This window comes from Micromonospora sp. HK10 (assembly GCF_000982955.1).
Taxonomy (GTDB): domain Bacteria; phylum Actinomycetota; class Actinomycetes; order Mycobacteriales; family Micromonosporaceae; genus Micromonospora.
In genome coordinates this window covers 1-26,709 of record NZ_KQ058882.1, presented here as the reverse complement: position 1 = coordinate 26,709, position 26,709 = coordinate 1, and the positions used below count along the sequence as shown (strand labels likewise).

23 protein-coding genes are annotated in these 26,709 nt (G+C 75.7%); 6 read left to right on the top strand and 17 right to left on the bottom strand.

What is annotated here, in order from left to right; all coding sequences use genetic code 11:
• On the bottom strand, positions 1 to 1,835 hold a 1,835-nt coding region (locus tag LQ51_RS26700; RefSeq protein WP_231605894.1), incomplete at its 3' end, for a glycosyltransferase family 2 protein.
• Positions 1,836 to 1,950: 115 nt separating this feature from the next.
• Entirely contained in the window at positions 1,951 to 3,180 is a 1,230-nt protein-coding gene (locus LQ51_RS26695) for a glycosyltransferase family 39 protein (protein ID WP_082159668.1), read from the bottom strand.
• A gap of 448 nt (positions 3,181 to 3,628) precedes the next feature.
• On the opposite strand from LQ51_RS26695, the gene LQ51_RS33035 reads away from it, so the two are divergent.
• The 3 genes from LQ51_RS33035 (at position 3,629) to LQ51_RS26680 (ending at position 6,402) form a co-directional block, all read left to right on the top strand.
• Positions 3,629 to 4,087 carry a hypothetical protein gene (locus LQ51_RS33035; RefSeq protein WP_156313241.1) on the top strand — a complete coding sequence of 153 codons (459 nt, stop codon included), beginning with the start codon at positions 3,629 to 3,631 and terminating at the stop codon, positions 4,085 to 4,087.
• A gap of 390 nt (positions 4,088 to 4,477) precedes the next feature.
• Positions 4,478 to 5,470 carry a GGDEF domain-containing protein gene (locus LQ51_RS31540; RefSeq protein WP_156313240.1) on the top strand — a complete coding sequence of 331 codons (993 nt, stop codon included), beginning with the start codon at positions 4,478 to 4,480 and terminating at the stop codon, positions 5,468 to 5,470.
• Positions 5,471 to 5,574: 104 nt separating this feature from the next.
• Positions 5,575 to 6,402 (top strand): DUF72 domain-containing protein, encoded by an 828-nt coding sequence (locus tag LQ51_RS26680; RefSeq protein ID WP_197087925.1) that lies wholly within the window; start codon positions 5,575 to 5,577, stop codon positions 6,400 to 6,402.
• Between the two features lie 101 nt (positions 6,403 to 6,503).
• Here LQ51_RS26680 and LQ51_RS26675 read toward each other — a convergent pair whose 3' ends face one another.
• Positions 6,504 to 7,925, bottom strand: coding sequence for an ATP-binding protein (locus LQ51_RS26675; RefSeq protein ID WP_046570403.1), 1,422 nt, complete (start codon positions 7,923 to 7,925; stop codon positions 6,504 to 6,506).
• 55 nt (positions 7,926 to 7,980) lie between these two features.
• Positions 7,981 to 9,639: an NAD(P)/FAD-dependent oxidoreductase gene (locus tag LQ51_RS26670; protein ID WP_046570401.1), complete on the bottom strand. Its 1,659-nt coding sequence runs from the start codon at positions 9,637 to 9,639 to the stop codon at positions 7,981 to 7,983.
• A 142-nt stretch (positions 9,640 to 9,781) separates the two neighbouring features.
• Between LQ51_RS26670 and LQ51_RS26665 the strand changes: the two genes are divergently transcribed.
• On the top strand, positions 9,782 to 9,988 hold the full coding sequence (locus LQ51_RS26665; protein WP_046570399.1) for a hypothetical protein: 207 nt from the start codon (positions 9,782 to 9,784) through the stop codon (positions 9,986 to 9,988).
• 88 nt (positions 9,989 to 10,076) lie between these two features.
• On the opposite strand, the gene LQ51_RS26660 is transcribed toward LQ51_RS26665, so the two are convergent.
• From LQ51_RS26660 to LQ51_RS26615, 11 genes are all read right to left on the bottom strand, one after another.
• Positions 10,077 to 10,949, bottom strand: coding sequence for an NAD(P)-dependent oxidoreductase (locus LQ51_RS26660; protein WP_046570397.1), 873 nt, complete (start codon positions 10,947 to 10,949; stop codon positions 10,077 to 10,079).
• 249 nt (positions 10,950 to 11,198) lie between these two features.
• On the bottom strand, positions 11,199 to 12,008 hold the full coding sequence (locus LQ51_RS26655) for a methyltransferase (RefSeq protein WP_046570395.1): 810 nt from the start codon (positions 12,006 to 12,008) through the stop codon (positions 11,199 to 11,201).
• Between the two features lie 6 nt (positions 12,009 to 12,014).
• Positions 12,015 to 12,812 carry an ABC transporter ATP-binding protein gene (locus tag LQ51_RS26650; protein WP_046570393.1) on the bottom strand — a complete coding sequence of 266 codons (798 nt, stop codon included), beginning with the start codon at positions 12,810 to 12,812 and terminating at the stop codon, positions 12,015 to 12,017.
• On the bottom strand, positions 12,812 to 13,555 hold the full coding sequence (locus LQ51_RS26645) for an ABC transporter ATP-binding protein (protein WP_046570392.1): 744 nt from the start codon (positions 13,553 to 13,555) through the stop codon (positions 12,812 to 12,814). Before LQ51_RS26645 ends, LQ51_RS26650 begins: the two co-directional genes overlap by 1 nt.
• Positions 13,552 to 14,562, bottom strand: a complete 1,011-nt coding sequence (locus tag LQ51_RS33030) for a branched-chain amino acid ABC transporter permease (protein WP_156313239.1) — start codon at positions 14,560 to 14,562, stop codon at positions 13,552 to 13,554. Before LQ51_RS33030 ends, LQ51_RS26645 begins: the two co-directional genes overlap by 4 nt.
• A complete protein-coding gene (locus LQ51_RS33025; protein WP_156313238.1) occupies positions 14,559 to 15,452 on the bottom strand; it encodes a branched-chain amino acid ABC transporter permease in 894 nt (297 codons plus the stop codon). The genes LQ51_RS33030 and LQ51_RS33025 overlap by 4 nt, the downstream gene beginning before the upstream one ends.
• Positions 15,449 to 16,642, bottom strand: coding sequence for an ABC transporter substrate-binding protein (locus tag LQ51_RS26635; protein ID WP_046570390.1), 1,194 nt, complete (start codon positions 16,640 to 16,642; stop codon positions 15,449 to 15,451). The genes LQ51_RS33025 and LQ51_RS26635 overlap by 4 nt, the downstream gene beginning before the upstream one ends.
• A 45-nt stretch (positions 16,643 to 16,687) precedes the next feature.
• On the bottom strand, positions 16,688 to 17,092 hold the full coding sequence (locus LQ51_RS26630) for a roadblock/LC7 domain-containing protein (RefSeq protein ID WP_046570389.1): 405 nt from the start codon (positions 17,090 to 17,092) through the stop codon (positions 16,688 to 16,690).
• Positions 17,093 to 17,109: 17 nt separating this feature from the next.
• Complete coding sequence (locus tag LQ51_RS26625) at positions 17,110 to 19,515, bottom strand: sensor histidine kinase (RefSeq protein WP_052745069.1); 2,406 nt, start codon at positions 19,513 to 19,515, stop codon at positions 17,110 to 17,112.
• Between the two features lie 325 nt (positions 19,516 to 19,840).
• A complete protein-coding gene (locus LQ51_RS33545; RefSeq protein ID WP_046570386.1) occupies positions 19,841 to 20,299 on the bottom strand; it encodes a helix-turn-helix transcriptional regulator in 459 nt (152 codons plus the stop codon).
• 258 nt (positions 20,300 to 20,557) lie between these two features.
• Positions 20,558 to 21,841 (bottom strand): cytochrome P450, encoded by a 1,284-nt coding sequence (locus LQ51_RS26615; protein WP_046570384.1) that lies wholly within the window; start codon positions 21,839 to 21,841, stop codon positions 20,558 to 20,560.
• Between the two features lie 675 nt (positions 21,842 to 22,516).
• Here LQ51_RS26615 and LQ51_RS33540 point away from each other — a divergent pair.
• Both LQ51_RS33540 and LQ51_RS26605 read left to right on the top strand, forming a co-directional pair.
• Positions 22,517 to 23,254, top strand: coding sequence for a DUF1223 domain-containing protein (locus LQ51_RS33540; RefSeq protein WP_046570382.1), 738 nt, complete (start codon positions 22,517 to 22,519; stop codon positions 23,252 to 23,254).
• A gap of 114 nt (positions 23,255 to 23,368) precedes the next feature.
• Positions 23,369 to 25,651: a phage holin family protein gene (locus LQ51_RS26605; protein ID WP_231605893.1), complete on the top strand. Its 2,283-nt coding sequence runs from the start codon at positions 23,369 to 23,371 to the stop codon at positions 25,649 to 25,651.
• Between the two features lie 8 nt (positions 25,652 to 25,659).
• Here LQ51_RS26605 and LQ51_RS26600 read toward each other — a convergent pair whose 3' ends face one another.
• Both LQ51_RS26600 and LQ51_RS26595 read right to left on the bottom strand, forming a co-directional pair.
• On the bottom strand, positions 25,660 to 26,241 hold the full coding sequence (locus tag LQ51_RS26600; protein ID WP_046570408.1) for a DedA family protein: 582 nt from the start codon (positions 26,239 to 26,241) through the stop codon (positions 25,660 to 25,662).
• Positions 26,238 to 26,709: MBL fold metallo-hydrolase (locus LQ51_RS26595; RefSeq protein WP_046570379.1), on the bottom strand; the 472-nt coding region annotated here is incomplete at its 5' end. The genes LQ51_RS26595 and LQ51_RS26600, both read right to left, overlap by 4 nt.

Below are 26,709 nucleotides of genomic sequence, written 5' to 3'. Positions count from 1 at the left end.
GGCTCGCCGCGATCACCGGGCGGCACCGGCGCGGCGCGATCGTCGGGCGGCACCGGCTCACTCCGCTCGTCGGGCGGCACCGGCGCGGCGCGGTCGTCGGGGCGCTCGCGGCCGGCGCGGAGGCGGCCGGCGAGCGCGATCGCCGGCGGGCCGAGCCCGGTGAGCAGGGTCAGGGCCGGCCACACCCGCAGCAGCGGCGCGGCGTGGCCGAGCGGGAAGCTCGCCACGAGCAGCGCGGCGGCGACGGCCGCCCAGCCCAGGTGCAGCCGGAACGTGCCGATCGACTCGCTGGTGCGCAGCTTCCCCTTGGCCGTCACCACGAAGCCCAGCTTCCGGCGCAACAGGGCGGTGCACCCGGCGGCCACGTACACCGGCCCGGCGAACAGCGCCAGCGCCATCCCGACCATGCCGATCTCCTCCCGTTCGTGCGGGGCGATGTTGAACCGGCGCAGCCAGAGCCAGAGCAGGAACCAGGTGCCGATCGTGGCGCTCCACAGCACCGACCACACGGTCACGTCGAGCTGGGCGGCGCTGACCCCGGTGAGCAGGTACATCGCCGTGGCCAGGTTGCCGAGCAGCAGGCTCACCGCCACGCTCGGGTAGTAGAACTGCAGCAGCCGGTACTGCCACCGGCGCCGGGACGGCAACTCCCGTGGCGCGCGCAGCTCCGGACGGACGATGATCTCGCAGATGCCCGCCGCCCAGCGCTTCTGCTGGTTGAAGTAGTCCGCCCAGGACGTCGGGCCCTCGCCGATGGCGACCACGTCGGGGGTGTAGACGCCCTTCCACTGGTTGCCGGTGCGCGGGTTGGTCGCGGCGTGGACGCGGATGCTGGTGAGGTGGTCCTCGATGATCGAGTCCTGGTAACCGCCGATGGTCCGCCACGCGGCCGGCCGGTAGAGGTGACCGGTGCCGGTCAGCAGCGGCGCGTCCAGCCCGTTGCCGCCCCGGGCGATCAGGCCGTTGTAGAGGTACTGCTGCACCGAGGCGCCGTGCGCGACGAAGTTCTGGTGCATGTTGCCGTACACCTGCGGCGTCACCACGAAGGCGACGTCCGGGTCACGGAAGTAGCCGAGCGTGCGTTCGAGGAAGTTGGGCAGCGGCACGTGGTCGGGATCCACGTTGGCCACCACGTCGTAGTGCTGTTCGTGCTCGGCCCGCCAGGCGTTGTGGTTGCCCGACTTGGTCCGGGCCCGGAACTCCCCGCTGGGCCGGTTGTACTCCGGCCGGCCCTTGCGGCTGAAGTGGCGTACGCCGAGCCGGGCGGCCAGCTCGCGGACGGCCGGATCGTCCCCTTCGTCGAGGATCCAGACGTCGACCTGCCCGCAGTACACGATCTCGCGCAGCCGGCGCAGGGTCCGCTCGACCACGTCCAGCGGCTCCTTGCTGGGCACGATCGTGGTGAGCAGGGCGACCCGCAGGCCGACCGGCGGGTCCACCGGCACCGGGTCCCGGGCGTGGAAGGCGAACATCCAGACCACCGCGTTCTGCGCGAGGCGGATCAGCTCCACCCCGACGACGACGCAGAAGCCGAGCCGGGCCGCGAATATCTGCCAGCCGCCCGGCCCGGTGACGCCCGCCCCGGGCACGTGCGCCGGCAGCAACAGCCAGCCGACGAAGAGCAGCCCGGCGGCGCTGTTGACCAGGACGAGCAGGGTCAGCACCAGCCGCGCCGCGGGCGAGGCGACGGGACGGAACTCGACGGCCGCGTCCGGCCGCCGCGGCGCGACCAGAGGTCCGGCGGTCGCCCCGCAGGCCGCGTACGCCAGCCGGGCCCGGATGTTGCGGCGGCGCCGGTCCAGGTCCGGGTGCGGCGACGGCCGCGCCGGGAGCACCGGGGTGCGCGTGTCCCTGGTCCCCGGCGAGACCGTGCGAGGCAGGCGTGGATCGGCGGCGACGGCCACGTTCTCTCCAAGGGTTGCGAGACTCCGGCGCGGAGCGGGCGGGTGGTCAGCGGGCGGTGGTCGGCGGATACGGCGCGGGGCGGGCCGCCTCGGGCGGCCACCCGGCCGTGACCCCGGCGGGGTGGCCGACGGCCCACGCGGGCCGGTCGCCCGTCCGGCCGCCGAGCGGTGCCGGCGCGCCGATCAGGGCGATCACCGCCAGCACCGGCACCGACCAGCGGGCGCGTACCCGGGACAGCGCGGCGGCGGCGAGCGTCGCCCACGCCGGCAGGGTGAAGAGCAGGAGCGGCGCGGACCAGGCCGGGGTGGCCTGCGCGACGAGCAGCAGGAGCAGCGGCGGCACCACCGCCCAGGCGGTGAAGACGGCACCCGGGTAGCGCAGCGGGAGGCTGAACAGCGCGAGCCCGAGCAGCACCGCGCCGAGCGTGGCGACCCCGAAGAGCGCGGCCGGGGCGGCCGCGAGCGCGTCCAGGCCGGGCCGGGCCAGCGGGCCGATCCGTCCACCCGCCTCGACCGTCAGCCAGAGCAAGGCGGCGCCGGGCAGCGCACCCAGCGAGGCGGCCACCAGCCACCGGCCCGCCACCCGGCGCCGCAGGGCGAGCACCGTCCAGCCGTGCGCGGCGAGCAGCAGGAGCGCCACCGGGTGGCTCAGCCCGAGAACGAGCACCGCACCGCCGTACCCGAGCAAGCGCCACCGGTCTGGCCGGTCGAGGGCGGCCAGCAGCGCCCCGGTGGCGAGCACCGCGGCGAGCAGGGTCAGCGGGTACGGCTGCGCCTCGCCCGCGGCGCGCGAGGCGGTCGGCAGCAGGGCGAGGAGCGCGCCGGCGAGGATGCCGGCGCCCGGCGTGAACACCCGGGCCGCCACCGCGCCGACGAGCGCCGCGGCGGCCATCATGGCCAGCAGCGACGGTACGCGCAGGGCCGGCTCCGAGGTGCCGGCCAGGCCGGCCCAGGCGCGGATCAGCAGGTGGTACGGCGTGACCGCGTCGACGTCCCGGTAGAGCACCGTCCAGTCGTGCGGCCAGGGCGCACGGGCGGCCCGCCAGGCCGGCAGCTCGTCGGCCCGCCGGCCGGTCCCGCCGAGCCGCAGGGCGCCGAGCACGCCCATCAGCAGCGCCGGCACCAGCCAGGCGGCGATCCGCCCGCGGCGTCGGCCGCTGCCCGACGGACCGGGGGCGGGGCCGCCCCGGGGGGCGATGTCCTCGTCCCAGGGGTCCTCGACGCCGGTCTCCCCCGGGCCGAGCCGGGGCAGGACCATGGTGTCCGCGTCCTTCATCGTGACTCACGCATCTTCGTGGGCTCGGCCGACAAGCGCCCAGCGCGTCCCGGGCGACGGCACAGGCCCCGGTCGACGGCTGGCTGACACCGTGGAGCTTAGTGAGCCGAAGTAGACATAACGCCTATATTCGACAAAACGCTTAGCCTGCCTCATACTTCGCGGGCTTCGGGATCGGCGACGTCGGCGCGGGCGAAACCCGGTTGCCCGAGCCCTACGGTTCGCCGAAGGTGGGGCCATGACCTCCTGACGGACGCACCCCCGTTGCCCGCCGGCCCCGCACCCTGTTGCCCGGCGGCCCCGCACCCTGTTGCCCGCCGGCCCCGCACCCTGTTGCCCGCCGGCCGCGGCCCGTTGCCTGGCGCCCGCGCATCCCGTTGCCTGCCGGCCGGCGCGCCCATGGCCGGCACGGCGCGCGCCCCTGCCTCCGTCCCGAGAAACGAGCACCATGTCCGTACCCCGTACCGGGCGGGAGTCCCGGTCCATGTCCACCCCGGCCGACAACCGGATCGAGGCCACGCTCCGGCCGCGCCCGGTGCCGGCCGCACTCCACGACCGGCGGCACACCGTCGCCCTGCCGCAACCGTGGCCCGGCGGCAGTCCACTGATCGGCCCGGCGCCGAGCCCACTGGTCGCCCGAGCGCCGGCCCCGCCGTACCCCGTCCGTGCCGGCGTCGGCTCCCCGACCGCGCCCCGGCGTGCCCTGCCGGAGCAGATCGCCGCCCGCTTCCCCGACCTCGGCCAGCCACGCGACCCCGGCCTGGCTCGTCGTGGCCGGTGGCTTACCGGCCGGGCGCCCCGCCGGGTCCGGGGCGGCCGGTCCGGGCAACCGGGCGGTCGAGGCGTCCCCGACCGGCACCGCGCCCGCTCCCGGGCACCCCGGCCGGCGCGGCGTCGCCGCTGGTGACCCCGCGTCCGAAGCCGCGCCGGACCGGGCCGCCGCCCGAGGCCGTGCCGGGCCGCGCCGCACCGCCGCACACCCGAGGCCGTGCCGGGCCGGCCCGGCGGTCCGGCGGCCCGGCGGTTCGGCGGTCCGGCGGTTCGGCGGCTCGACGGCTCGGCGGTTCGGCGGTTCGGCGGTTCGGCGTGCGGAGGGTGAGCCGAAAATCGCGGTCCGTGAAAGGAATGGAGAGTTGGCGGTTCCGCTATTGACGGCCGGCGGACCCGCGCCATTGAATTCCGTCGTGGTGAGGTGCCTCATCCGTCCGGTGGCCGCACCGGTGGCCGGCGCGGCCGGTCGACCTCGTGCCCGCGGCGCGCCGCGTCACAGAAGGCCCCGGGCCCGGTGGACGCCGGGGTGATCGAGCGCCGCCGGCGCACCGTGCTCAGCGCGGCCCTGCACGTGGTCTCGTACGCGGTCGCCGTCGGATACTGTCTGCTCACGCTCACCGAGCCGCACCGTGCGCTGATGCTCACCGGGTACGGGTCCGGTCTGGTCGCGGGGCTGGTCGGGTGCTGGGCGGCCACCCGGGTCACCACCAAGGCCTCCGGCTACCGGGTCTCGTTCACGCTGCTCGTGCTCACCCTGGTGATCGCCGCGCTCGGCGCGCACTGGGACGGCGGCGTGGCCTCGCCCGCCGCCCTGGGCTTCGTGACCACCGCCGTCTTCGTCGCCAGCCACACCCCCCAGCTGCGGCTGATGCTGGCGCTGGAGGTGCTCACCATCGGGTCGTACCTGGCGGTCGCCGCCACCGGCCGGCCGGCCCCGCCCGGCCACGTCTTCGTCTACCTCGCCGGCATGCTGGTCCTGATCTCCGTCTGCGCCGCGCAGACCCGGGCGCTGGCCCGACAACGGTCCCAACTGCGCGCCCTGGCCGCCCTGGACCCGCTGACCGGCGCGCTGAACCGGCGCGGCCTGGCCGAGTTCGCGACCGTGGCGTTCCGTAACGGCTGCCGGCCCGGGCCGTCCCTGCTCTGTCTCGACCTCGACGACTTCAAGGGGGTGAACGACCGCCTCGGGCACGCCGCCGGGGACGACCTGCTCCGCCGGGTGGTGGCGGTGACCCGGGCCGTGCTGCGCGCCGAGGACGCGATCGCCCGGATCGGCGGGGACGAGTTCGTGGTGGTCCTGACCGACGCCGACACCGCGTCGGCCCGCACCGCGGCGGCGCGGATCGAAGCGGCGGTACGCGGCGTCGCCGGGGTCAGCGTCGGCTCGGCCACCGCACCGCACGACGGGGACAGCCTCGACCAGCTCCTGCACACCGCCGACCAGCGGCTCTACCTGGTCAAGCAGCAGCGCCGCCGGGCTACCGGCCGGCTGCTCACGGACGGCGGCGCGCGCGGGTAGCGACCGTGCGACGCCCGGCCGGATACGGTAGCCGCGGCGCGGGCACCGCGCCGGGTGCGTCGAGCGGTGGGAGGGATCGGATGCGCCTGCACGTCGGCTGCGCCATGTGGACACACCGGTCCTGGTCGGGCCGGTTCCTGCCGCACCCGCTGCCGGCCCAGGAGCGACTGCGGGCCTACGCCGGCTGGTGCACCGCGGTCGAGGGGAACACCACCTTCTACGCCACCCCGACGCGGGAGACGGTGGCCTCCTGGGCCGGACAGACCGACCCGGACTTCCGGTTCGTGCTCAAGCTACCCCGGACCGTCACCCACGAACACCGGCTCGCCGGCGCTGGCGAGGACCTGCGGGAGTTCCTGGCGGCCATCGAGCCGCTCGGGTCCCGCGCGCACGCCCTCTGGATCCAGCTGCCCGGCTCGTTCGGCCCCGGCGACGTGCCCGCGCTCGCCCGGTTCCTGCGCGGGCTGCCCACCGCCCACCGGTACGCGGTCGAGCTGCGCCACCCCGCCTTCTTCACCGACCCCCGGGCCGCACGGACGGTGGAGGACGCGCTCAGCCCGGTCGACGCCGAGTGGATCCCGTTCGACACCACCGCGTTCTTCCGTACCCCGCCGACCAGCGACGCGGAACGGGAGGCATGGACCAGGAAACCGCGGACGGCGCTGCGTACCCGCGCGCTGACCGACCGGCCGATCGTCCGCTACCTGGGCCGGGACGACCCCGCCCGGACGGTCGAGGGCTGGCAGCGGTGGCTGGACGTGGTGACCGGCTGGCTGCGCGAGGGCCGCTCCCCGACGGTGTTCGTGCACACCCCGGACAACGCCGACGCGCCGGAGCTGGCCCGCCGGTTCCACGCCGAGGTCCGGGCGCGGCTGCCCGAGGTCGCGCCGCTGCCCGAACCGGCGCCGGTCGGCCCGTTGACGCTCTTCTGACCGCTCCGCCCCGCCGCCGCCGGTCGCCGCCGCCGGTCCCCGCTGGTCGCCGCCGTCGGTCCCCGCTGGCGGGCGCTGCCGGGACGGCGCCGCCGGCCGTGTCAGGCCGGGTCGAGCGGCAGCAGCACGAGGAACCGGGTGTCGCCCGGCTCCGAGCGCACCCGGATGTCGCCGTGGTGCTTGTTCACCACGATCCGGTACGAGATGTCCAGGCCGAGACCGGTCCCCTCGCCCACCGGCTTCGTGGTGAAGAACGGCTCGAAGATGCGCGGCCGGATCTCCGGCGGGATACCGGCGCCGGTGTCCCGGATCTCCACGATCACCCGGTCCTCCTTGCGACCGGTCCGGATGGTCAGCGTGCCCTCCCCCGCCATCGCGCCGAGCGCGTTGTCGATGAGATTGGTCCAGACCTGGTTCAGCTCGGCCGCGTACGCCGGCACGGGCGGCAGGCTCCGGTCGTACTCCTTCACCACCCGCACCCCGCCGGGGATCTTGGCCTGGAGCATGACCAGGGTGGCGTCGAGCAGCTCGTGGACGTCGACGCTCTGGTAGGGCGTACGGTCCAGGTGGGAGTACTGCTTCGCCGCCCCGACCAGCCCGGAGATCCGGCCGACCGCGTCATCGATCTCGCCCATCAGCAGCTCGGTGTCGATGGTGTAGGTGATCCAGTGGATCGCGGACTCCAGATCGTCGGCGCCCACCGCGGCGTCGACCTGGCGCAACCAGCCGCTGTCGATGCCGCCGGCCACCAGCGTCGGGGCCAGTTCCCAGGCGCCCCGTACGCCGTGGTCGTCGAGCCAGTCGGCCAGCTCGTCCTCGGCGTCGCTGGCCGCCAGCGGCGGCAGCGCCGGTGCGGCGGCGGCCCGCTTCACCGCCTCCTCCTGGAGCGCCACGAGATCGTGCAGGCGCCGGCCGTCGAGCCGACCATCGGCGATCATGGCGAGCTTGTGCCGCATCTTGGCGACCCGGCCGCGCAGCGCCGAGGTGGCCCGCACCGCGGCCGCCGCCGGGTTGTTGAGTTCGTGGGTCAGCCCGGCCGACAGGGCGCCCAGGGCCAGCAGCCGTTCCCGCTCGCCGACGATGGTCTGCGAGTTGCGCATCCCGATGAACAGCCCCTCCAGCAGGTGGGTGGCCATCGGGAACCAGACGCGCATCGCGTCGGCGATGATCTGGGCGGGAAGCGCGAAGACCGCGCAGTCGGTCACCGCGAACATGCTGTTGAGATAGCGCTGCTCGGCCAGGTCGCCCACGTACGCCTGCATGGCGCCGCCGTAGACGCCGGGCTGGCTGGTCCGGCTGAGCTCCATGTCGTCGCCCTGGACCCGGCGGCGCAGCGTCACCGTGCCGTGCAGCAGCACGTAGAAGCAGCTCGCCGGCTCACCCTCGACGTAGACGGCCTCGCCGGCCCGGCGCCGCTCCACCCGGCCGTGCTCGGTCAGGTGCCCGAGCTGCTCCGGGGTCAGCGACTCGAAGAGGAAAAGGCGCCGCAGCTCATCCGGCGTCAGCCGATCAGATTCACTCACTGGGCCTCCTTCGTTCGCGACTGCGGGGCTCGCAAGCCCGGCTCACTCCTCGCGCTCACTGGGCCTCCAGGTAGCGGTGCACGAGGGAGACGGCCATAGCGCCCTCGCCGACGGCGGAGGCGACCCGCTTCACCGACTCGGCCCGCACGTCACCGGCGGCGAACACGCCGGGCATGCTGGACTCCAGGTGGTACGGGTCGCGGGGCAGCGCCCAGCCGGCGGGCCGGCGGCCACCCCGGGTCAGGTCGGGGCCGGTGAGGACGAAGCCGCGGCTGTCCCGGGCGACCGCGCCGTCGAGCCAGTCGGTGTGCGGCTCCGCGCCGATGAACACGAACAACCATGAGGTGTCCACCCGGCGCGTCTGGCCGGTGCGGGTGTCGCGCAGGGTCACCTGCTCCAGGTGTTCCTGGCCGGCGCCGCCGACCACCTCGGTGTACGGGTGGACCTCGATGGTGTCGATCCGGGCGAGCTGCTCGATGAGGTAGCTGGACATCGAGCGGGTCAGGTCGTCGCCGCGGATCAGCAGGTGCACCCGGCGGGCGTACCGGGAGAAGTGCACGGCGGCCTGGCCCGCGGAGTTCGCTCCACCGACGATGTAGACGTCCTCGCCGGAGCAGCTCGGCGCCTCGCTGGCCACCGAGCCGTAGAAGCAGCCCCGGCCGGTCAGCTCGGCCAGCCCGGGCGCCGGCAGCATCCGGTACGACACGCCGGTGGCCAGCACCACCGTGTGGGCGGCGACGCTGCTGCCGTCGGTGAACCGCAGCACCCGCGCCCCGCCGGCGTCCTCCAGGGACACCACCTCGCGGGCGTTGAGCAGCTCGGCGCCGAAGCGCAGCGCCTGCCGGCGGGCCCGGTCGGTGAGCTGGGCGCCGGAGACCCCGTCCGGAAAGCCGAGGTAGTTCTCGATCCGGCTGCTCTGTCCGGCCTGGCCGCCGGTGGCCCGCCGCTCGATGAGCACGGTCCGCAGCCCTTCGGACGCGCCGTAGACGGCCGCGCCGAGCCCGGCCGGCCCGGCGCCGACGACCACCAGGTCGTAGAAGTCGGCGGCCGGCGTGGTGGCCAGCCCGACGTGCCCGGCCAGGTCGGCCGTGGTGGGCTGCACCAGCGACTTGCCGTCGGCCGTGACGACCAGGGGTACGTCGTTCGCGCCCACCCCGGCCGCCGCCAGCAGCTCGGCGCCCTCGGGTTCGTCGGCCGGCACCCAGCGGAACGGCACCAGGTTCCGGGCCAGGAAGTCACGTGCCGCGAACGACGGGGCGGACCAGCGGTGGCCGACCACCCGCAGCTCGCTGGTGGCCGTCGCGGCGCTGGCCGTCCACGCCTCGAGCAGCGCGTCCAGCACCGGGTAGAGCTTCTCCTCCGGCGGGTGCCACGGCTTGAGCAGGTAGTGGTCCAGGTCGACGACGTTGATGGCGTTGATCGCCGCGTCCGTGTCGGCGTACGCGGTCAGCAGGACCCGCCGGGCGGCGGGGAACAGGTCCATGGCGGCCTCGAGGAACTCGATGCCGTTCATCTGCGGCATCCGGTAGTCGGCGAGCAGCACGGCCACCTGTTCGCCGCGCAGTTTCAGCTCGCGCAGCGCCGCCAGCGCGGCCTCGGCGGAGTCCGCCCGTACCACCCGGTAGCGGTCGCCGTAGCGGCGGCGGATGTCCCGGGCGACCGCCCGGGACACGGCCGGATCGTCGTCGACGGTGAGGATCGCGGGGTTGGGCATGGCGTCTACTTAAGCACCACCGCCGCCCGTCACCCAGCCGCTCGTCACCCAGCCGCCCGGCGCCGCTGCCCGGTGCCCGGGCACCAGCGGCGCTGAGCAGGCGTACTCAGGCGACCGGCGCGGCGTCCGGAAGTCTGCCCGCATGAACGGTGTCGACGAGGTCCGGTCGGTGATCGTCCAGGCGGCCCGGTGCGTGCGGCTGATGAGCGCGGCCGAGCACGCCCGCCGCCGCGACCGGGTGTACCCGGCCCGCCTGTTCGCGGCGGCGGTCCGGCGCGGCGGGTCAGCGGAGGCGGCCCGCCGGTGGGCCGGCGCGCGGTCCGGCGAGGACGCGGCCGGCTCCTGGTGACCAGGCTGGCGCTCGCCGGACTGGGCACGGTGTCCCCGGGCTGAGGCATCCCGCCGGCCGTGCCCCGGCCCGGCCCGGCCGATCCGGTCTAGCGGGTGTCGGCCTCGGTGAGGGCCCGGGTCACCACCGTGAGGTCGTCCCGGCCGAGGCCCGCCTCGACCGCGCGCCGCCACTCCTCCGCCAGCGCCGCCGCGGCCGGGAACCGGCCGGCCGGCGCCGCCCGCAGCGCCAGGTCCACGTCCTTGAGCGCCAGGTCCAGGGTGTACTGCGGGGTGTAGTCGTCCCGGCCGATCCGGTCGAGCTTCTCGGCCGCCCAGGCGGACAGCAGCGGGCTGCCGTGCAGGGCGTCGCGCACGGTGGCCCGGTCCAGGCCGAGGGTGTCGCCGAGGGCGACCGCCGTGGCGAGCCCTTCGGCCAGGAAAGCGAGCAGCAGGTTGTTGACCAGCTTGAGCCGCGAGCCGGCGCCGGTCGGGCCGACCCAGACGGTCCGCTGACCGACCGCCTCGAAGACCGGCGCCACCCGTTTCCGCGCCTCGTCGGGGCCGGCGGCGAGGACGACGAGGCGTCCCTCCCGCGCCGGGCCCCGGCTGCCGGCCACCGGCGCGTCCACCAGCGTGACGTCGGGGCGTTCCGCCTCGACCAGCGCGGCCAGCGCCTCGGTCTCGGTCACCCCGATGGTGCTCATCTGCGCCCAGACCGCCCCCTCGGGGAGCGCGGCCAGCATGCCCTGCTCGACCGCGAGGGAACGGACCGCGTCCGCGTCGGTCACCATGGTGACGGCGATGTCGACGTCGCGTACCGCGTCGGCCGGGGTGGCGGCGACCTCGGCGCCCTGGTCGCGGAGCCGGTCGGCCGGTTCCGGGTGCCGGTTCCACACCACGGTCGGCAGTCCCGCCCGGATGATGTTGGCCGCCATCGGCTCCCCCATGCCGCCGAGCCCGAGCACCGCCACCCGCGTCATCGCACGTCCTCCCGCCTCGCTTCCCGGCCAGCCTAGGCGCAACGCCGGCCGGTGGCGGCGCGATCCGGGCAGCGGGCCCGGCGGCGCCGTCCGACGGCCGGGCCGGTGCCCGACGTCGAGGGCGCCGGGCCGGCGGTTGAGCCGGGGTGCCCGACGGCCGGGCCGGTGCCTGACATCGGGCGCCGAGCCAACCGTTGAGCCGGGGTGACGGACGGCGGTCACGTTGCCGCGGGACCGCCGTACCGCCGTTCACCGGGCCGCCGGCCGCCGGCCCCGGGTCGACACGAACTGGTAGGACATCACCGCGAACGCCGGGTCGCGCAGCAGTTTGCGGAACGCCTCCAGCTGCCCCGGCGACAGCCCCGCGTCGAGCAGTTCCGGCTCGAGTTGCCGGGAGTTCGTGCCGTACAGGGACGCGCCGAAGGAACCGCCGGGCCAGCTCTGCGAGTGGGTGACGGTGTCCACCTCGACCAGTCCCGCCGACACCAGCTCGGCGTGCACGTCCTGGGCCCAGGCCAGATCCGCGCCGTGCCCCTGCAGGACGCCGAGCATCGCGTCGGTGACCTGGGCGAACAGCTTCGCCGCGTCGTCGCTCGGTGCGGTCAGCACGCGCAGCGGCGCGGTGCAGTCGAACTCCTCCACCACCAGCCATCCGCCCGGCGCCAGCGCCCCGGCCAGCGAGGCCAGTACGCGCCGCCGCTCGGGCAAATGCAGCAGCACCAGCCGGGCGTGGACCAGGTCGAAGGCGTCCCCGGGCGTGGGGTCGCTGCGCACGTCGTGCCGGCGTACGTCGAGGTTGCCGGTCGGGGTGAGGTGGGTGACGTCGATGTCGGTGGCCAGCACCCGGCCGGTCGGGCCGACCGCCCGTGCCAGGCTGCGGGCAACCGAGCCGCCACCGGCGCCGATCTCCCAGCACGCGGCGCCGGGGGCGAGCACGGGCGGGCCGATCCGGCGCGCGGTGATCGGGTCGAGGAACGCCTCCAGGGCACGCAGTTGGGGCACGGCCTCCGGGGAGCCGTTGTCGAAGGTGTACTCGGTGTCGGGGCTGTCGGTGGGCATGCTCGCTCATCCCTGTCGCAGGTGGTCGGGTCGGGTGCCCGGGTCGGGCCAGAGGCCGGGCACCGGTCGGGAGGCCGGCGGCTCCCCGACGGCGGCGACGCTGAGCATCGCCGCCAGGACGCCCGGGTCGGCCCGGGCCTCGGCCGCCGGCCGGTCGTAGACCACCCGGCCGTACTCCAGCACGGCGATCCGGTCCGCGACCTCGATGGCGTGCTGGAGCTGCTGCTCGACGAGGAGGACGGTCAGCCCGCCCCGGGCCAGCGCGCCGACGAGGTCCCGTACCCGGGCCGCCAGGTCGGGGGCGAGCCCTTCGCACGGCTCGTCGAGCAGCAGCACCCGGGGCTGGCCGAGCAGGGCCCGGGCGATGGCCAGCATCTGCTGCTCGCCGCCGGAGAGCTGGTCCCCCCGGTGGCGCAGCCGGGCGGCCAGCCGCGGCAGCAGCTCCAGGATCCGGGGAACCGTCCACCCCTCACCGCCGGGCGTCGCGGCCCGCCACGGCGCGGCCGCCAGCGCCAGGTGCTCGGCCACGGTCAGCCGGGAGAAGACCCGCCGGCCCTGCGGCACCAGCCCTACCCCGGACCGGGCGATCCGGTGCGGCTGCCGGCCCGCCACCTGGACGCCGCCGATCTCGATCCGCCCGGCGTGCGGCCGCAGCAGGCCGGCGACCGTGTGCACCAGGGTGCTCTTGCCCGCGCCGTTGCGGCCCACCACCGCCTGGACGGTGGCCGGCCGCACGTCGAGACTCACCTCGTGCAGCACGGTGCCCCCGGCGTAGCCGGCGCAGAGCCGCTCCACGCGCAGCATCAGGCCACCCCTTCCGCGTAGGCCTGCCGGACGGGGCCGGAGGCGCGGATCTCGGCGGGCGTGCCGGTGGCCAGCGTCCGGCCGTCGCGCAGCACGGTCACCGTGTCGCAGAGCGCGTACACCAGGTCCAGCCGGTGCTCGACCAGCAGCACCCCGACCGCCCGGGGCAGCACCCGCAGGAACTCGGCGAGCCGGCCGACCTCGGCGGCGGAGAGGCCGGCGGCCGGCTCGTCGAGCAGCAGCAGCCGGGGCCGGCCGGCCAGCGCCACGGCGATCTCCAACTGCCGGCGCTGGCCGTGGGCGAGCTGACCGGCGGGGGTCGCGCCGAGTTTGCCCAGCCCCACCCGCGCCAGCAGCGCCGCCGCCGTGTGCTCGGCGGCCCGCCGCCGGGCACCGGGACGCCAGCCGGCGGGACGCACCGCGTGCGGGAGGGCGGCGACCAGCACGTTCTCCGTGGCGGTCAGCGTCGACCAGACGGCGGGGCGCTGGTGGATCCGGCCGATGCCCCGCCGGGCCCGGGCGGCCGGCCCCAGCCGGGTGACGTCCCGGCCGGCCAGCCACACCCGGCCACCGCCGGACCGGGTGCGGCCGCCGAGCACGTCGAGCAGCGTGGTCTTGCCGGCGCCGTTCGGCCCGATCAGGGCATGCCGCTCGCCGTCGGCGATCCGCAGGTCGACCCCGTCGAGCGCGGCCAGCGACCCGTACCGGACGGTGATGCCCCGGGCGTGGAGCAGCGGCGTCATACCCGCACCTCCGAGGGGGTAGGCCGGTCCGCCGGCCGGCGACGGTTCGGTACGCCCGGCAGCAGCCGGCCGCGCACGGCCGGCCGGCGCTCGCCACCGGGCAGCAGGTAGACGGTGACCACGAAGGCCAGCCCCAACACCAGGGGCGCCTGCCCGGGCAGCACGCCGAACAGCCAGTCCCGGGCGGCGATGACGACGACCGTGCCGACCAGCGCGCCGGCCACCGAGGCGGCACCGCCGATCACCACGCCGAGCAGCAGCAGGGCGGAGGTGTCGAAGCCGAAGTCGGCCGGTGAGACGTACTGCTGGGCCACCACGAGCAGGGCACCCGCGCTGCCGGCGACGGCGCCGCCGGCGAGGTGGACGCCGGCCACGTGGGCCGACACCCGGTGCCCGCTGGCCCGCAGGCGTGCCTCGTCGTCCCGGCCGGCCCGCAACAGCAGCCCGACCCGGGTCCGCAGGACCAGCAGCACCACGCCGAGCAGCACCGCCACCACGGCCAGGGTGTACAGGTAACGCGCCCGGTCGGTGGCCAGCACCGGCATGCCCCAGAGGGGACGTACCGGCGGGATGCCGGCGAGGCCGTCGGTGCCACCGGTCACCGAGCGCCACCGGCCGGCGGCGGTCACCACGAGTTCACCGACCGCCAGGGTGATCATCAGGACCACCACCCCGCGCGCCGAGACCACCAGCGGGACGGTCACCGCGGCCAGCGCCGCCCCGGCCGCGGCCGCCACGGCCACCTGCACCGGGCCGACGTCGGAGAGCCGGCCGGCGACCAGCGCGCTGGCGTACGCGCCCGCCGCGTAGGGCGCGGTCTGCCCGAGGGTGGGCAGCCCGGCGACGCCGGTGAGCAGGGCCACGCTCACCCCGACCAGGCCGAGCGCCAGGGTCCGGGCGAGCAGCGCGGCGGTGTAGTCGTCGACCGCCCACGGCGCCAGCACCAGCCCGGCCAGGACCAGCGCGGCGACGCCGCGCCGCAGCGCGCGCACCGCCTGGTCGCTCACGTCGCCCTCCGCGGGGCCAGCGGCAGCCGGGCCCGCACCGCGAGCACCACCGCCATCGCGGCGAAGAGCAGGAACGGCGCGGTGGACGGGGCGAGGGCGACGCCGAGGGTCTGGATCTGCCCGACCGCCAGCGCGGCGAGCAGGGTGCCGGCCATCGATCCCAGACCGCCCAGGACGACGACCACCAGGGAGAGCAGCAGCACCGTGTCGGCGGTGTCGGTGCCGGGGCCGATGATCGGGGCGCCGAGCACCCCGGCGGCCCCGGCCAGCCCGCCGGCGATGGCGAGCACCCCCACCCGGATCCGGGTCGGGCTCACCCCCATCGCGGCGACCATCTCCGCGTCGTCGACGGCGGCGCGGACCAGCATCCCGGCCCGGGTGCGGCGCACCGCCAGGTGGAGCAGGCCGGCCAGCAGCGCGGCGACGGCGATGAAGACCAGCCGGTACGCCGGGTAGCGGTGCCCGACGACGGCCACCGACCCGTCCAGCGCGGCCGGGACGCGCACCGGCGGGTCGTCCGGCCCGAACGCCCCCACCAGCAGGCTCCCGCCGGCCAGCGCGACGCCGAAGGTGAGCAGGGCCTGGGTGAGGTGGCTGCGGGCGGCGCTGCGGGTGAGCAGCCCGGCGACCAGCGCGCCGGCCGCGGCGGCGGCGACGGTGCCGGCCACCAGCGCCAACGCCAGGCTCGGCCAGCCGCCGTCGAGCAGCGCGGCCGCGGTGTAGCCGCCGATCGCGAAGAGGGTGCCGTGCGCGAGGTTCAGGATGCCGGCGACGCCGAAGCAGAGCACCAGCCCGGCCGCGGCGACGAACACCAGCAGCCCGTAGGCGACCCCGTCCAGCGCCGGGACGAGGTACGGGTCGATCCGGATGCCGGCCGCCACCGCGGTCACCCGCCGACGGTGGCGAGGTCGCCCACGATGGTGTTGGACAGCGCCCGGCCGTCCGGGCGGACCTGGCGCAGGTACCACTTCTGCACCGGCGCGTGGGTGGTGGGCGAGAACTGCCAGGTGCCACGGGGGCTGGCGATCTGGCCGAGCCGGCCGATGGCCGCGTTGATGCGCTCCGGGGTGGGGTCGTCGCCGGCGTCGGCGATGGCCCGGTCCAGCACCGCCGCGGCGTCGTAGGAGGCCATGGCGTACGTGGTCGGGGAGCCGTCCTTCTTGGCCTTCCACGCGGCCACGAACGCGCGGTTCTCCGCGTTGTCCAGGTCGGGCGAGTAGTTGAGCACCGAGTAGATGTTCCGGGCGGCCGGGCCCTGGGCGTCCAGCACGCCGCCCTCGGTCAGGAAGCCGGCGGCGTAGAGCGGCAGGTCCTTGATCTCCGACTGGGCGTACTGCTTGACGAAGTCGACAGCGGCACCGCCGGCGTAGAAGGTGTAGACGGCGTTCGCGCCCGAGGCCTTGATCCGGGCGAAGTACGGGGTGAAGTTGGTGGTCGCCGGGAACGGCGTGAAGGTGGTCTTGCCGTCCGGGTTGGCCAGCCGGCCACCGGCCTTGACGAACGCCTCGGTGAAGCCGCGCAGCTCGTCCCAGCCGCCCTGGTAGTCGGGGCCGATGGCGTAGACGCTGCCGTCGACGTTGTCGTGCACGTACGACGCGATCGCCTCCCCCGGCTCGTCGGAGAGGTAGGAGGTGTGCCAGACCCGGGACACGTCCTTCAGCGCCGGCCGCCCGTTGGCGCCGACGAAGGGCACCTTCGTCTCGTTGAGCAGCGGGTAGACCGCGGCCACCGAGCCGCCGCCCACGACGCCGGTCAGCGCGACCACCCGATCCTGTTTGAGCAGTTTCGTCGCGGCGGGCACCGCGGTCGCGGCCCCGTTGCCCTCGTCGGCCACGACCAGCTCGACCTGCCGGCCGCCGAGCTTGCCGTCGTGGGTGGACAGGTAGAGCTCGAAGCCGTCGCGCATGTCCTTGCCGACCGCCTGGTACGTGCCGGAGAGCGAGGCCAGCAGACCGATCTTGACGGCACCGCGGGCGGGGGCGCCGCGCTCGTTGTCGGCGCAGGCGGTCGGGGCGAGCAGGACGAGGGCGAGCAGCGCCGCCGTGCGGGCGCGGCGGTGCCGGGGGAAGCTCAGGGACATCTCATCTCCTACCAGGGGTGGGCGTCTCCGGCGAGGGGCCGGAGGTCAGCGGCTGCGGCTCAACGCCGCCCGGGCCGCGGGGGTCAGTGCCTCGCCGATGCGGTTCGCCAGCTCGGTCATCTCGTAGGAGACCCTGCCGACGTCGCACTGCGGGTCGGCGAGCACGAGCAGGGACGCGCCGTCGTTGAAGGCCATGGAGAACATGAAGCCGCCCTCGAGCTGGGTGACGTTGGAGATCACCGCGCCGGCGTCGAAGAAGGCCGCCGCGCCGCGCAGGAGGCTGACCAGCCCGCTGCCGGTGGCGGCCAGCTGGTCGGCCCGGTCGGCGGGCAGGCCACGGGTGGCGGCCACCATGAGGCCGTCGCTGGAGATGGCGATCGCATGGCTGACCTCGGTGGCGCGCTCGGCGAAGGCGTCCAGCAGCCAGCCGAGATCCTGGTGGTCGCTCACGTGTGCTCCCTGTCGGCTCAGTTCTTGATCAGGTTGGCCCGGCGGCCGGCGACTCCCCGCGCGTACGCGGCCATCGCGGTGGCCACCCGGGCCGGGTCGCGGTACTCGGAGCGCGGCTGCTGCGGCGCGGGGACCCCACCCGGCACCAGGTGCCGCTGCGGTTGCCGGCGGGGCAGGCCGGAGGTGGTGGTGCCGGCCACGTCGGGCGCGTCGGCCCGAGCCGCCGTGCGCCAGGCGTCGTCGGTGGGGCTGGTCCAGGACGTCCCGTCGGTGCCGTCCGCCCGGTCGGCCTGGAACCAGTGGTTGACCTCGTCGAAGATGACGAGCTCCTCGGTGGAGTCGGCACCCCGGTCCGGGCGCGGCGCGGCGCGGAACACCGGCGCGACCGGCAGCGCCCGGTCGGCCACGGGCGTACCGGTGGTCGACCTCCCGGCCGGCGCCGGCCGGCCGGCCCACGGCCCGGCGGTCGCCCGGTGCGCCGTGGGCGGGCCGGTCCGGGCCACCCGCCGCGACGGCCGGGCGGGGCTGAGCAGGAACTCCTCCGGCGGCAGCGACCGGAGCATCGGGCCCGGCAGCACCGCCTCGGCGATGGTGCCGCGGTGCGGTCCGGGCCGCAGTTGGACGGCCACGCCCAGCCGGGCGGCGAGCTGTCCGACCACGACCAGGCCCATCGCCCGGACGGCGGCGACGTCCGTGGCGGGTGGGTGGGCGAGCAGTTCGTTGAGCTGTTGCCGCCGCTGCGGGGAGAGCCCGACGCCCTCGTCGGCGATCTGGATGATCACCCGGTCTCCCAGGGTCCGGCCGGTCACCCACGCCTCGGTGTCCGGCGGGGAGTATCCGGTGGCGTTCTCCATCAGCTCGGCCAGCAGGTGCACGACCTCGTCGACGGCCTCGGCGGCGACCGCGACGTCGCCATCGACGATGCCGAGGCGGATCCTGGCGTAGTACTCGATCTGGCTCTGCGCCGCCTGGAGCACCTGTTGCAGGGGTACGTCCTGCTGGCGTACCCGCCCGACGCCGACCCCGCCGAGCACCAGGAGGCTGGCGTTGATCCGGCCCATCCGGGTGGCCAGGTTGTCCAGCCGGTAGAGCTGCTGCAACCGCTCCGGGTCGGTCTCGTCCCGCTCGACCTGGTCGACCTGGGCGAGCACCGCGTCGACCAGCCGCTGCTCCCGGCGGCTCAGGTGGACGAAGATGTCGGCGGTGTTGGCCCGCATCACCGCCTGCTCGGCCGCGGTCCGCACAGCGGCCCGGTGCACGGCGTTGAACGCCTGCCCCACCTCGCCGATCTCGTCGTCGCTGGCGGGCTCGATGGCGTGCGCGGACTGCCGCCTTGCCAGTTCGTCCGGGTCCACCGAGGAGCTGTCGGGCTGCTGGAGGCGGGCCACCACCTGCGGCAGCCGCTCGAACGCGACGGTGTTCGCGGCGTCCCGCAGCCGGTGCAGCCGGCGGGTGATCTGCCGGGCCACCGCCCAGGTGACCAGCGCGGTGAGCAGTAAGGCCGCCAGCGTCGCCGCCGCCTCCACGACGGTGCGCCACCGCTGGTCGGCGTGCGCGGCCCGGATGTCGTCGAGCACCGCCGCGTCGACCCGCTGGCGCAGCTCGGCCAGGCGGGACGACCACTGCTCGGTCGCGGTGATCCAGTTGCCCAGGTCCAGCCGCAGCCGGCTGCCCGCGCCGGTCCGTGAGACCTCGTCCTGCATCCGTTGCAGCAGCAGCGCGTCCTTGCCGCTGCCGGCCTGTTCCCACCAGCCCCGCCAGTCGGGCTGGGCGAGGGCCAGGAAGGCGAGGCCGGACTCGGTGACCCCGGTGCGGGCGGCGGTGATGTCCTGTTGCAGCGCCGGGGTCAGCTCGTCGGCCGCGACCGCGCGCAGGACCGCCACCTGCTGCTGGCCGACCGCCTCGGCCACCTTGGACAGGGCGGCCGAGGCCCGGATGCCGTCGGCGATCCGGGCGTTGACCACGCCGAGCGTCACGCTCTCGCGGAGGGTGAGCAGGTCGGCGATGGCGATCCGGTAGCTGAAGGTCATCGCCGACACCGAGGCGTGCTCGGCCGTCCGGACCTGTGCGCGCAGCGGCGCCAGGCCGGCCAGCGCCGCGTCGATCCGGGTCAGCACGCTCTGGTCCGCGGCGGGGCCGGCGGGCACCCGGGCCCGCTGCCGGCGGTAGCGGTCGACCGCGGCGTCGGTCGTGGTGGTGGCGTCGGCGAAGGTGTCCTGCTGCTCCGGGCCGCCCCGGGTCAGCAGGTCGGCAGCGACGACGCGCTCGTGTTGCAGCCGGTGGGCCAGGTCGCCGGCCTCGGCGCCCAGGTGCGCCAGCAGGCCGAGGTCGCTGGCCCGGGCGGTCTGGCGCGCGCTCTCGGTCAGCGCCAGACCGGCGAAGCCCATGACGGCTACCAGCGGGGCGGCGACGATGAGACGCATCCGGGCGGCTATCTTCCAGCCGCGGCGGCGGGTCGGATAGGGTCGGGCCGTGTGGGACCTCGTGCTCGACGCCAAAACTGACTCCCGCGCTCATCCACAAAGGTCAATCTGCATTTGCTGATTGCACGTCTCATTGCGCCGGAAAGCGCGCTCGCAGGCCAGACCTGACCGTGGTACAAACAGCCCGTACCAGCATCTGTACCCAGAGTCAGGGTGGCTGGCGCGGCGCCACTGCCCCGGGCCGACCGTCGGCCCACCGAGGTCAGCGCGGCCCGGCCGACGGCCGGCCCACCGAAGTCAGCGCAGCCCGGCAAACCCACCCAGGTCAGCGCGGCCCGGCCGGCGGCGGCGGGACGTCGGCCTCCGGCTGGCCGAGCACCTGACCGATCAGCTCCCGCAACTCGTCGATCGCGGCGACCACGGCCTCCGGGTCGCTCGCGTCGCGCCGGACGGGCGGCGGCACGGCGGCCGGGTCCAGCCGGGCCACCTCCCCGAACCGGGGGCCGCGCCGGCCGTCCGCGGCCAGCTGCTCCGCCGCGACCTGGGGCCACAACGCCGCCAGCCGGCCGCCGGTGTCGAGCACCTCGTCGCAGCGTACGGCGAACTCGTGACTGCCGAACCGGCGGCCGGATTCGACGGCGGCGACCGTCTCGCGGCTGAACCGCACCCGTTCCGCCAACGCCCGCTGCGTCAACCCCTGCCGGGTACGCCAGCGGCGCAGTTCCGAGCGGAACCGGTGGCTGGCACCGGAGTGGGCGGTGCCGGACGGCGGCGTGCGATCCATGTGTTCACCTTCGCGACGCCGGCTCGGCATCGGCATCAGATCGAGGTTGGGTGATGACTGGGCGTTCGCAGGGGACAATTCTTAACCCAGGGACGGACGGGTGTGAAGACGTGACTCCGCTGCGTGATCGTCGGGCCGGGCCGACACCGCCGTCCGGCCGCCCCGGCCGGCCGGGGCGTTCGGCGCTCGCCGGACCTCCCGCCGCATGCCGGCCAGCCGACCGCCGCCGCAGCTCAGCGGCCGGGCGGCGCCCTCCGGTCAGGCCGCCGGCCGCTCGGCGTGGGGCACCGGAGCGACGCCGGGCGACGCCGCCGGCTCGACGACCACCGGCAGCGTGCGGTGCGCCCGGAACGCCACGTTCGGTTGGTACGCGCGGCCGTGCCCGGGTGCCAGGCACAGCCCGGGCAGGGCCGCGGCGAGCCGGGTGAGCGCGGTCGCGGCCTCCAGCCGGGCCAGCGCGGCCCCGATGCAGAAGTGGGCGCCGTGCCCGAAGGAGAGGTGGTCGCCGACGTCCGCACGGTCCGGGTCGAACCGGTGCGGGTCGGCGAACACCGCCGGGTCCCGGTTGGCGGCCCCGATCAGCAGCAGGCAGCGCGCGCCGGCCGGGATGGCCACCCCGCTCAGGGTCACCGGTCGGTTGGTGACCCGCAGCCACCCGTCGATGGCGGGTGCGAAGCGCAGCGTCTCGGCCAGGAAGGCGGGGACCCGGTGCGGCTCGGCCACGATCGCGCGCCACCGGTCCGGTTCGGACAGCGCCTGGTCCAGCGCGTGGGCGAGCAGCCCCGCGGTGGTCTCGTGGCCGGCGACCAGGAGGTTGAACACGATGCTCGCCACCTCGGCGACGGTCAGGATCTCGTCGTCGCCGTCCCGGTAGGCCAGCAACCGGCCGACGTGGTCCTCGCCGTATCCGTCCGCGTCGAGGCGGGCCCGGACCAGTTCCTGGCAGTACTGCCAGAACTCCAGCAGCCCGCGGGCCAGCCGGACCTGCTCCGCCGGGTCGGGCCGCCCCCAGATCAGCGCGATCTGACCGTCGGCCCACGCGCGGACCCGCCCGATGTCCCGGTCCGGTACGCCGAGGATGTCCAGCAGCACCAGCAGGGGCAGCTCGGTGGTGAACTGCGGGACGAGGTCGACGTGCCGCCCGGGTGCCGCGGCCAGCCGGGACACCAGCTCGTCGACCCGGCGGCGGACGATCGGCCCGTACTGCCGCTCGACCCGCTCGGGGGTGTTGGCGAAGGTGGCGCGCAGCGCCCGGCGGGTCCGCGGGTGCACCGGCGGGTCGGCAGCGGCGGTGGTGGGTGGCGCGTCGATGCGCATGATGATCTCCAGCGCTGCCGGACAGACGTCATAGACCGGCGCGAGGGTGAGGGCGTTGCCGAAGGTCCCGGTGTCGCTGAGTGCCCGGCGCACGTCGGCGTGCCGGGTGATCAGCCACAGGCCCAGGTCCTCGTCGTGGTGCACCCCGTCCGGGGCGTCGAGAAACCGCCGCCACACCTGCGCCGGATCGGCGAGGTAGGCCCCGGCGAACGGGTTCAACCGCATGACCGCCTCCTGGCTCCCGAATCGGTGGATCGCATTCGGGGATCTTTTCCGGACGGTCCGATCGCCGCCGGAGACATTTCACGGTGCGCCTCCCGAGGAGCCAAGTCAAGATTTACCGTCGTCAATTCAATGACTGTGGGAATTGCGCCCAACCACCATTGGGAACTGCTTGCCCTGCTGCAACTTGCGGCCTGCTCATTGCCGTTGGATGCCGGGAATGGGCAGCGCAAACCGGTTGCCGGCCCAGGGTACGCCAGCGCGCCCGGCCACCCCCACAGGCCGCACGGACCGACGACCACGGCACCAGAAATATCCGCCGGGAAGGCGCTCACCACCGGTCGGCACGCCGCGAGGGGAATGGATACCGGACGACGGCCGAACCCCGGGGGAATTCGCGACCCACCACACCAGTCCGGTCGTCGACATCGCGGGCCGATCCGGTGGGCCGAGCGAGTGCTGCGCGGACCCGGTCCCGCACCCCGGCCGGCGCGGCGGCCCACGGCCGCCGCGCATCACCATCTTCGGCCAGGCCGCCGCGACCCCCGCCGCCGCCAGGCCGGGTGGCCGGGTGGCCGGGTGGCCGGGTGGCCGGGTGGCCGGGTGGCCGGCAGGCATGGTCGCGGCCGCAACGGGAATCGGAGCGGCGCGAACCGGCGCGACGGGAGGGGATCTGCCATGACCGACCCAGCGCGCACCGACGTGCCCCCGCCGTCCGGCAGCGGCTTCGCGGTCGTGGAGCTGTTCACCTCCCAGGGCTGCGAGAGCTGCCCGCCGGCCGAGGAGATGCTCGGCGAGATCGAGCGCGACGCCCGGCGGCGCGGCGAACCCGTCTACGCCCTCGGGTTCCACGTCGACTACTGGGATTACCTGGGCTGGCCCGACCCGTTCGGCGACGGGGCGTACAGCGCGCGGCAACAGGCGTACGCGCGGGCCTTCGGCTCCGGGCAGTTGTACACCCCGCAGATGGTGGTCAACGGCACCGTCGAGTTCGTCGGCTCCGACCGCCGCCGGGCCACCGACGTGATCACGTCCGCGCTGGCGGAGGCGGCCACCACTCCGCTCGCCCTCACGGTCGCCGACGCCCCCGAGGGACCGGACGGCGGGCACCCCGTGGTGGTGGACTACCGGATTGATCGACCGCCGGCCCGAGCGGTGCTGAACGTGGCGGTCGTGGAGCGGGACCTCACGACCGACGTCGCGCGCGGCGAGAACGCCGGACGGACGCTGCGCCAGGACAACGTGGTACGCGCCTTCACCTCGGTCACTCCGGACGACGGCGGCGGTCGGATCCGCCTGGACGTGCCGGCGGAACTCGATCCGCGCCGGGCCTCGGTGATCGGCTACCTGCAGCACGAGGACGACAAGGCGGTCGTCGGCGCCGCGGCCGTCGACCTGACCACCCCGCCGGCCTGACGGTCACCGCCGCCACCCGCGGGTGGTGGGTCCGGCCGCCGCGGCCGGCTCACGGACGCGTACCCGCCACCCGCCCGCGCTCGCCGATCTTGCCAGCTCAGGTGTGGCATTGTCATGGGAATGGAGCCGGACGCGGACGCCGACACGGACCGGCGGCTGCGCCGGCCCGTACGCGTCGGTCTCACGGTGTTGCACGACTACCGGCCCACCCTCGCCCGGCTCCGCAGCCTGCTGCGCAGCGTGATCACCTCGTTCGTGGTGCTCAGCGTGACGCTCTGGCTGCTGCCGGGGGTGACCGCCAGCGGGTTGCTCGCGACGCTGTGGCTGGTCGGCCTGATCGCGGCGATCGGCGCGGTGCTGCGCCCCCTGCTGTTCGCCCTGGCCACCGTGCTGGGCGGGCTCGGCGCGCTGGCCATCGGCGTGTCCGTCCAGGCCATCGTGATGTACGTGGCGTTGCGGCTGGACCCGGAGGCGGACGTCGCCGGATTCGCCGACGCCTTCGCCGCCGCGTGGCTCGCCCTGGCGCTCGCGGCGGTGCTGAACTGGCTCGCCGACGCCGGTACCGACGACGCGTTCGTCAGCGAGATGCGGTGGGTGATGTCCCGGGTGCGGCGTCGGCGCGAGCGGCACCGCCGCCCCGGTTGGCGGCACCGCCTGCGGCTCGACCGCGCCGCGCCGGCGGCGCCCGAGCGGCACGTCCCCGACGGCCTGCTCGTGGTGCAGCTCGACGGGGTGGCCGCGCCGCTGGTGCAGTGGGCGATCCGGGCCGGCAACCTGCCCACCATCGGTCGGTGGCTGCGGACCGGCAGCCACCGGATGACCCGCTGGCACACCGGTCTGCCGGCCACCACGCCCGCCGCCCAGGCGGGCCTGCTCTACGGCGACGTCCGGCGGGTGCCGGCCTACCGCTGGTACGAGAAGGCGGCCGGCGGCGACGGCGCGACCGGCCGGCTCGTGGTGACCAGCCGGCCCCGCGACGCCGCCGAGATCGAGCAGCGGCTCTCCACCGGGCGAGGGCTGCTCCGCGACGGCGGGGTGAGCATCAGCACCGCGTTCTCCGGCGACGCCACCACCAGCCTGCTCACGGTGAGCCGCGCCGGCCTGCCCGGCCGCTCCATCCGGGGCTACGCGGCCTTCATGGCCAGCCCGTACGGCTTCGCCCGCGCGGTGGTGCGCGGTGCCGGGCAGGTGGTCCGTGAGCTGTACGAGGCGCGCCGGCAGCGGCTGCGCGACATCCGGCCCCGGGGCCGGCGCAGCGGCCCCTACCTGGCGCTGCGCCCGATGGCGAGCCTGCTCAGCGACCTGAACGTGTCGCTCATCGCCGAGCAGATGGCCGCCGGGGCGCCGGTCATCTTCTGCGACTTCCTGGACTACGACGAGGTCGCCCACCACGCCGGTCCGGCCCGGCCGCAGGCGATGGCGGTGCTCGAGGAACTCGACCAGACGCTGGGGGTGCTCCAGCGGCTGGCCGCCGAGGCGGCCCGGCGCTACCACATCGTGGTGTTGAGCGACCACGGGCAGAGCCAGGGCGCCACCTTCCGCCAGCGGTACGGCGAGTCGCTCACCGAGGTGGTCGCCCGGCTCGCCGCACCGCCGGCGCCGCGGGCCGAGGCGGACGGACGGCCGCCGGTGGGCGTTCCGGCGGAGGTGCCGGCCGCCGAGGCCACCGGCCCGGTCGAGGAGTGGGGACGGCTGAACACCCTGCTCACCGAGGCCGCCGCGGCCGGTGGGGCGACCGGCACGGCGACCCGGCTGGCGCTGCGCTCGCACGCCGACGGCGGCGAGGTCAGCCTGGGGCCGGCCGACCGGGAGGACGCCGCCGTCCACACCGATGCCGGCACCGTGGTGGTGGCGTCGGGCAACCTGGCCATGATCTACCTGGCCCGCCATCCGGGGCGGCTGTCGCGGGAGCGCGTCGACGCGGTCGCGCCGGGGCTGATCGACGGCCTGGCCGGGCACCCCGGCGTCGGGCTGGTCGTGGTCGACTCGGCCGCCGGGCCGCTGGCGATCGGCGCGCGGGGCTGCCACCGGCTGCGCGACGGGCGGGTCGACGGCGAGGACCCGCTGGCCCCGTACGGGCCCCGGGCCCGCCACGACCTGCTGCGCCATCAGGCGATGGAGCACGTGGGCGACCTCGTGGTGATCAGCGCGGTGGACCCGGACCTGGAGGAGGTGGCGGCCTTCGAGGAACTGGTCGGCTGCCACGGCGGCCTCGGCGGCTGGCAGACGCAGGCGCTGCTCGTCCATCCCGCGGACTGGCCGCAGCATGGTGAGCTGATCGGCCCGGACGACGTGCACCGCCAACTGCTCGGCTGGCTGGGCCGGCTCGGGCTGCGCCAACCCGACGAGCAGGCCGCCGAGCCGCCGCACGACGGGCACCGGGAGCCGGCCGGGTAGCCCACCGGCTACCGCGTGACCAGCGGATCCTCCGGCACCTGCCGGCGCCGGTTCCACCAGCCCACGAGCTGGCTGATCACCACGACGAGCACGACCGCCGCGACGACGCTCTCCCACGGCTCGGGGAAGACCGCCCGGCCGAGGACCCCGATCGCGGCGTACAGCACCGACCAGAGCAGGCTGGCGGGCGCGTTGGCCACCGCGAAGCGCCGCCAGGCCAGCCCGGCCACGGCCGCGGCCAGCAGCACCGGGACCCGCCCGCCGGGGATCAGCCGGGAGACCAGCAGCGTCGAGACGTGCCCCTCCCGCACCCGGGCCGGCATCCGCTCGACCCGCTGGCCGGAGCGCAGCCCGGGTACCCGCCGGACCACCCGTTCGCCGCCCCAGCGGAGCAGGACGAAGGTGGCGAGGTCGCCGACGTACGCGCCGACCGCCCCGGCGAGCACCACCAGGACCACGGTGACCGGATGCTGGTGGGCGGCGAGCGCGGCGGCGCCGCTGACCGCCGCCCCGGTCGGCACCACGGGCACCACGGAGCCGAAGAGCACCACCAGCAGCAGCGAGCCCAGCACGCCGAGGGTCGCCGTCACGGCCGGCACACCGCGAACGACTCGCCCGGCCGCAGCACCCGTACCCGGGTGTCCGGGCAGACCTCCGCAGCGCGCCGGGCGAACTCGTCGCCGGGTCCGTGGAAGCGGTCCGGCCGGACCCGGTCGAGCCCGACCGGCCAGAAGGTGCCGTAGTGGATCGGCACCGCCCAGGCCGCGGCCGCCCGGCGGACCGCTTCGGCGGCCCCCGCCGGGTCGAGGTGGCCGGGGCCGAGCGTCGGTCCCCACCCGCCGACCGGGATCAGCGCCAGGTCCAGCGGCCCGAGGCCGGCCATCTCGTCGAAGAGCCCGGTGTCGCCGGCGAACCAGGTCCGCGCCCGGCCCTCGACGAGGTAGCCGAGGGCGGGCGCGCGGTGCCGGGACCAGGCGCCGCGGCCGGCATGGTGGGCGGCGGGCACGGCGGTGACGTCGAGCCCGCCGATGGTGAGCCGGTCGCCGGCCGCGACCTCG

Coding starts and splice junctions, on each gene's coding strand:
- LQ51_RS26695 (WP_082159668.1), bottom strand. CDS start 3,180: ATGAAGGACGCGGACACCATGGTCCTGCCCCGGCTCGGCCCGGGGGAG.
- LQ51_RS33035 (WP_156313241.1), top strand. CDS start 3,629: ATGTCCGTACCCCGTACCGGGCGGGAGTCCCGGTCCATGTCCACCCCG.
- LQ51_RS26680 (WP_197087925.1), top strand. CDS start 5,575: ATGTGGACACACCGGTCCTGGTCGGGCCGGTTCCTGCCGCACCCGCTG.
- LQ51_RS26670 (WP_046570401.1), bottom strand. CDS start 9,639: ATGCCCAACCCCGCGATCCTCACCGTCGACGACGATCCGGCCGTGTCC.
- LQ51_RS26665 (WP_046570399.1), top strand. CDS start 9,782: ATGAACGGTGTCGACGAGGTCCGGTCGGTGATCGTCCAGGCGGCCCGG.
- LQ51_RS26660 (WP_046570397.1), bottom strand. CDS start 10,949: ATGACGCGGGTGGCGGTGCTCGGGCTCGGCGGCATGGGGGAGCCGATG.
- LQ51_RS26655 (WP_046570395.1), bottom strand. CDS start 12,008: ATGCCCACCGACAGCCCCGACACCGAGTACACCTTCGACAACGGCTCC.
- LQ51_RS26650 (WP_046570393.1), bottom strand. CDS start 12,812: ATGCTGCGCGTGGAGCGGCTCTGCGCCGGCTACGCCGGGGGCACCGTG.
- LQ51_RS26645 (WP_046570392.1), bottom strand. CDS start 13,555: ATGACGCCGCTGCTCCACGCCCGGGGCATCACCGTCCGGTACGGGTCG.
- LQ51_RS26635 (WP_046570390.1), bottom strand. CDS start 16,642: ATGTCCCTGAGCTTCCCCCGGCACCGCCGCGCCCGCACGGCGGCGCTG.
- LQ51_RS26625 (WP_052745069.1), bottom strand. CDS start 19,515: ATGCGTCTCATCGTCGCCGCCCCGCTGGTAGCCGTCATGGGCTTCGCC.
- LQ51_RS33545 (WP_046570386.1), bottom strand. CDS start 20,299: ATGGATCGCACGCCGCCGTCCGGCACCGCCCACTCCGGTGCCAGCCAC.
- LQ51_RS26615 (WP_046570384.1), bottom strand. CDS start 21,841: ATGCGGTTGAACCCGTTCGCCGGGGCCTACCTCGCCGATCCGGCGCAG.
- LQ51_RS33540 (WP_046570382.1), top strand. CDS start 22,517: ATGACCGACCCAGCGCGCACCGACGTGCCCCCGCCGTCCGGCAGCGGC.
- LQ51_RS26605 (WP_231605893.1), top strand. CDS start 23,369: ATGGGAATGGAGCCGGACGCGGACGCCGACACGGACCGGCGGCTGCGC.